General features: G+C 46.2%; 4 protein-coding genes. 2 read left to right on the top strand and 2 right to left on the bottom strand.

Translation table 11 applies throughout. From position 1 onward, the window contains the following. Window positions 1–491 precede the first annotated feature (491 nt). Window positions 492–1,229 (top strand): class I SAM-dependent methyltransferase, encoded by a 738-nt coding sequence (locus AKL11_RS09695; protein ID WP_067516819.1) that lies wholly within the window; start codon window positions 492–494, stop codon window positions 1,227–1,229. 108 nt (window positions 1,230–1,337) lie between these two features. On the opposite strand, the gene pmbA is transcribed toward AKL11_RS09695, so the two are convergent. Continuing rightward, on the bottom strand, window positions 1,338–2,699 hold the full coding sequence (gene pmbA / locus AKL11_RS09690) for a metalloprotease PmbA (RefSeq protein WP_067517309.1): 1,362 nt from the start codon (window positions 2,697–2,699) through the stop codon (window positions 1,338–1,340). Between the two features lie 220 nt (window positions 2,700–2,919). Between pmbA and yjgA the strand changes: the two genes are divergently transcribed. Next, complete coding sequence (yjgA, locus tag AKL11_RS09685) at window positions 2,920–3,462, top strand: ribosome biogenesis factor YjgA (RefSeq protein ID WP_095210290.1); 543 nt, start codon at window positions 2,920–2,922, stop codon at window positions 3,460–3,462. Window positions 3,463–3,679: 217 nt separating this feature from the next. On the opposite strand, the gene AKL11_RS09680 is transcribed toward yjgA, so the two are convergent. Further along, window positions 3,680–4,396 (bottom strand): glycerophosphodiester phosphodiesterase family protein, encoded by a 717-nt coding sequence (locus AKL11_RS09680; protein ID WP_067516817.1) that lies wholly within the window; start codon window positions 4,394–4,396, stop codon window positions 3,680–3,682. Window positions 4,397–5,048: the final 652 nt, after the last annotated feature.

Below are 5,048 nucleotides of genomic sequence, written 5' to 3'. Positions count from 1 at the left end.
AACTGACCTGTAGGAGCGTTGTAAGATCCAAGCTTTGTATAAGGCAGTCAGCTTGTGTGTGAAAATTCCATATATTGGTTTCATTTTGGCAATCTCGGGAGAAATACAGATTAAATAACCTGATAAGACTCTATCTAAAAGCTTGGATGTCATGAGTAGGATTAGAAATTAAACTATAGTGCATCCGATGCCTCCGCCCTGTCTCTATGCTGAAGCGTAATACTTAGGCAGGCACATTTATTTGATTTGCACGCTTACAGACGAAGGATGTCACAAAGCACTTCGATAAGTTCAGTACGAACGGCAGCATGTTTTTCAATGCGGCTTCACGAGGTCATTTTCTTAACCCTCACTTTATTTCTACATAGACTAATGTCTACTTCCTGAATATTCCCATTTAACTCATGACCTCTTGCCATTCTGCTCAGGAGGCTAAATATCCCGCCCAATGATCAGATACCTATTGATACATCCCCCGTCAGGAACCCATCATGCCCGAACCCGTCAAATTACTTAATGCAGAGCAAGTCGCTGCCTTCGATGTTGAATACATTGACGATTCACTGTTTCAACACTTCAACAAAGCCGTCAATGAATTTATAAAGAGCCCCGAAAATCTGCACTTGCTCGATGTGGGTGGTGGTAATGGTTCTTACGCAGACCGATTTCTTGAACATTATGCCGGTAGTCAGGTAACCATCGTTGAGCCCGATGAAGCCATGCTGGGTAAAAACAATGTTCATCCAAACAAGCATTTACGTCACGGTATTTTCCAGAAATTTAATAACAGTGAAACCTTTGATCTTATTCAGTTCAACTGGGTACTGCACCACTTTGTGACATCCGGCTACTCATCGACTCATCAGTTACAACGACAGGGTTTGCTGGATGCCTACGATATGCTGGCTCCCGGTGGGCTGATTATTATTTTTGAGAATTTTTATGAAGGCAAGAACGACTCAAACACCCCCGGAAAACATATTTTCCATTTAACCGCTTCAAAGTGGCTGAAAAAGCTGACCCGCAGGCTGGGCGCAAATACTGCTGGCGTAGGTGTTTGCTTCAACTCTGCGTATCATTGGCAACAACAACTGCAGGATGTGGGATTTGAGGTTGTACATACCAGCCATTGTTACAATTTTGGCAACCTGTCTCTGTGGAAAAAGTGTTTGCTAGGTATCAAAAGACAACGGGTGGGGTTGCTGGTTGGGCAAAAGCAGATATCGTAGGTTGGTAACCTGAAGGGTTGCCGACAATCAACTCCTGCAGGTCTGCGAGGTGTCGGCAATTCTTACAGAATTACCGACCTTCGGGTTTCACCAAAGCCCCATAAACCGTTAAGCGCCAGCCAGTTTCATTTTATTCAATAAAATAGAGCCGGTTTGAATGGTGCTTCTTGGGTCAACATCATTACCAATAGCCACAATATCCCGATACATATCTTTCAAATTGCCAGCAATGGTCACTTCAGACACAGGGAACTGAATCACGCCATTTTCCACCCAGAAACCCCCAGCGCCACGAGAATAATCACCGGTTACCGTATTGACGCCTTGCCCCATAAGCTCCGTTACCAAAAGCCCGGTGCCCATTTGCTTCAACAGCTCAGCCTGACTACCCGCATTACTTTCAACGAAGAGATTATTCACACCGCCCGCGTTAGCAGTACTTTTCATACCCAGCTTTCGCGCGGAGTAAGTACTCAGTATGTAGTGTTCCAAAGCGCCGTCTTTAATAAAGTCTTTGGTATAGGTTGCCAATCCATCATTATCAAAACTGGCCGAGCCCAGCATGCCTTGTAATAACGGTTGTTCATGAATTCGCATCCATTCAGGGAATATCTGCTGACCAAGATGATCCAACAAAAAAGACGCCTGACGGTACAAAGTGCCACCACTGATCGCTCCCAGAAAATGAGAAATCAAACCGGCGGCCATATCCGCTGAGAACAGCACCGGCACCTCGGCAGTATCTACTTTACGAGCCCCAAGACGGCTGATGGTTCTTTCTGCAGCTGTCTTTCCGACCTCCACGGCATTTTCCAGCAAACTGGCATTACGATTCACTGTGTACCAGTAATCCCGCTGCATCTCCTCTTCCTGCATGCCAATCAACACTGCACTTAAACTGTGCCGGCTGGAAACATAACTGCCAATAAAACCATGGCTATTGCCATAAACCCGTGCGCCTTGATGGCTGGAAACACTGGCGCCATCCGAGTTAATAATTTTCTTACTGTAGTTCCGGCCGGCATCTTCACATTGAAGTGCCAGCTCAATGGCTTCCGGCGCTTCGATACCCCAAGGGTGATAAAGGTCCAGATCGGGAAGTGCGGCAGCATCTGCCATTAATGCTTTTTCAGCCAAGCCGGAGAATGGATCTTCTGAGGCATAACGGGCAATATCCAATGCCGCACGAACGGTGTCCTTAATGGCTTGAGGGCTGCTATCGGAAGTACTGGCCGAGCCTTTTTTCTTGCCCAGATACACGGTAATGCCAAGACCCTGATCGCGATTGAACTCGACGGTTTCCACATCGCCCATACGGACACTGGCAGATAACCCGGAGTCCAGGCTAATACCTACTTCTGCCGCATCCGCTCCCTGTCGCGACGCTTCATCCAGAATATCGCCGGCCAGCCCTTTCAGCCTGGCTTCTTCAGCACGTGGATCCAGTACCGCATTGGAAGATTCGCCCATGATTCCACCCTGTCTGTTTTGTTTATGCTTTTTTGTATTTTGCCGCCGGAAGAAAAAGAATGCACCTGATAAGTAGTTGTCCATGCGAAATCAAATTTTCTGACTATTTGATCATCTGCCTACAACTACTTATACAAAACATCCCAATTCCATCAGATTCTGAAGTAAAATAGCATGTATTAATTCCCGCAATGGCACCCTCCCCCTTAGAGAAAGCCTTATGAGTAAAAAAAGCCGTCGTATTCAGGAAGCCTGGGACGATGAAGAGCAAGAAGAAATCATCTACGTCAGCCGCGCTGAGCTGAAGCGAGATATGGATGCGCTTAAAGAGATTGGCACCCGTCTCATGGAGCTCAAACCTTCGCTGCTGGATAAACTGCCGCTGAATGACCGCCTGCGCGCCGCACTGGACGAAAGTAAGCGGATTAACAGCCACAACGCCCGTAAGCGCCATCTTGGATTTATCAGTAAATTGCTGGTCGATCAGGAGATGGAGCCAATCACCGAACTGTTAAATCAGCTGAACTCTTCCAGTGAAGAGCACAATCGTCGCTTCCACCAGCTGGAAAGATGGCGCGACCGCTTAATTGGAGATGCAGACGGCAATAAGGCACTGACCGACTATTTGGAGCAGTACCCAAATGCGGAGCACCAACACATCCGCCAGCTGGTTCGCAATGCTCAGAAAGAAGCGTCTCAGAATAAGCCACCCGTAGCAGCTAAAAAACTGTTCAAATATCTGCGGGAAGTGGACGAGCTATAATACCAATTCTGCTTTTAAATTGTGGGCTGCGCAGTGGTTTTGAATGACTGGATCTACGTTGAAGTTCCTCGCCATAGCTATGGCTATGACTCCTCTCTTCGCCTTGCCCAGTCACCCAAAATAACTTGCTCACTCCATAATTTAAAAACGCCATTGGTATACACGACATAAAGCAGACATTTCCTGTCTGCTTTTTTTTACCAATCTATTTATCCAACTATTTATCCAACAACGATGACGTGTCTGTAAAAACGCCATCAACACCCCACGCCAGTAACTTCTCAAACCGTTCTTTAGAATTCACGGTGTAACAGTAGACCTCAAAACCGGCAGCCTTCACTTTCTCTATTTTTATTCTCGACACCTTTGCTTGACCAAGGTTGATCGATCTCGCATTTACCTTTCTTGCCTTCCTTTTCCAGCTTAAAGGCAAGCGCTCAAAAAGGCAGGCCGTTGCGATATCGGATTCATCCGCAAACATTTTCAGAGCGCTGTAATTAAAGCTGGAAACCACCAGTCTATCTTTTGGAAACCCCGTATTTCCAATTTCTTTTAGCAGGGTAGTCACCAGTTGTCGTTTTGAGCAGCCATTGACCTTAATCTCAATATTAAGACCTACATTAAGCTGCTTGATTGCAACCAGTGCTTCATGAAGTGTCGGAATCGGCTCCCCGGCAAATTGACTTGATAACCAGCTACCCGCATCAATGTCAGCAAGCAAAGCCTTGCACGCAGCACGCAGGCTTCCCTTTTTATTGGTAGTACGATTTAAACGACGATCATGAAACAGTACCGCTGTCTGGTCACCCAATAGAGTGACATCAACCTCTATCCACCGAAATCCCTTTTCAGCCGCCATACGACAGCCAGCTAACGTGTTTTCAGGCGCCTCAGCAGCCACACCCCGGTGCCCGATAACCTTATCCATTAACATATTTATCAACCCTGCTCAATCTGCCGGACCAGACTATTCTTATCTGAGTTTTTTACAACAGGCTACCATAGATCAGCAATTCCCGCCGAGTTGATTAAAGTCAATAATATCAAGGGCTAGAGACTGATCTACTAGTTCAGAAATCGCAGACTATTAAGTAACATATACGACATTACATCATCATTGTCATTTTACTGTGAAACCATCTAACCGAAAGACGATTGCTGAGAAACTGATCAAAATAGTTTCAAAAGAAGCTGCTAAAGTCCCTGATTTTCGTAAAAGAAGCAGTCAAAATGCGATCCCGCTTCATGATGCCATCATGAGTGGTCTTGCCATTATGCATTGAAGTATCCATCATTACTTCAGTTCGATCGGGACTGTGTTAAAACACCAGCCAAGTTGCATAACCTGAAATCGTTGTACGGCGTCGGTCAGGTACCTTGCAATACGCACCTCCGGGAAATGCTTGACCCTATTGATCCCCGCTATTTACGAAAATTTTTCACCCAACTGTTTGCCTTTGTGCAACGCTCAGGGCGACTCCGGCAATTTGAGTATTTTGAGGAAGGGTATCTTGCGCCGATTGATGGAACCGGTCATTTTTGCTCCGGCAAAATCCACTGCCCCGAATGCTGTGTAAAAAATCCGG

The organism is Endozoicomonas ascidiicola (assembly GCF_001646945.1).
Taxonomy (GTDB): domain Bacteria; phylum Pseudomonadota; class Gammaproteobacteria; order Pseudomonadales; family Endozoicomonadaceae; genus Endozoicomonas; species Endozoicomonas ascidiicola.
The sequence above is the reverse complement of the archived record's forward strand: the minus strand, read 5'-3'. Positions and strand labels throughout refer to the sequence as shown.

What these genes read in the sequence shown, in the direction of transcription:
- yjgA (WP_095210290.1), top strand. Translation starts at nt 2,920, where the DNA reads ATGAGTAAAAAAAGCCGTCGTATTCAGGAAGCCTGGGACGATGAAGAG.
- AKL11_RS09695 (WP_067516819.1), top strand. Translation starts at nt 492, where the DNA reads ATGCCCGAACCCGTCAAATTACTTAATGCAGAGCAAGTCGCTGCCTTC.
- pmbA (WP_067517309.1), bottom strand. Translation starts at nt 2,699, where the DNA reads ATGGGCGAATCTTCCAATGCGGTACTGGATCCACGTGCTGAAGAAGCC.
- AKL11_RS09680 (WP_067516817.1), bottom strand. Translation starts at nt 4,396, where the DNA reads ATGTTAATGGATAAGGTTATCGGGCACCGGGGTGTGGCTGCTGAGGCG.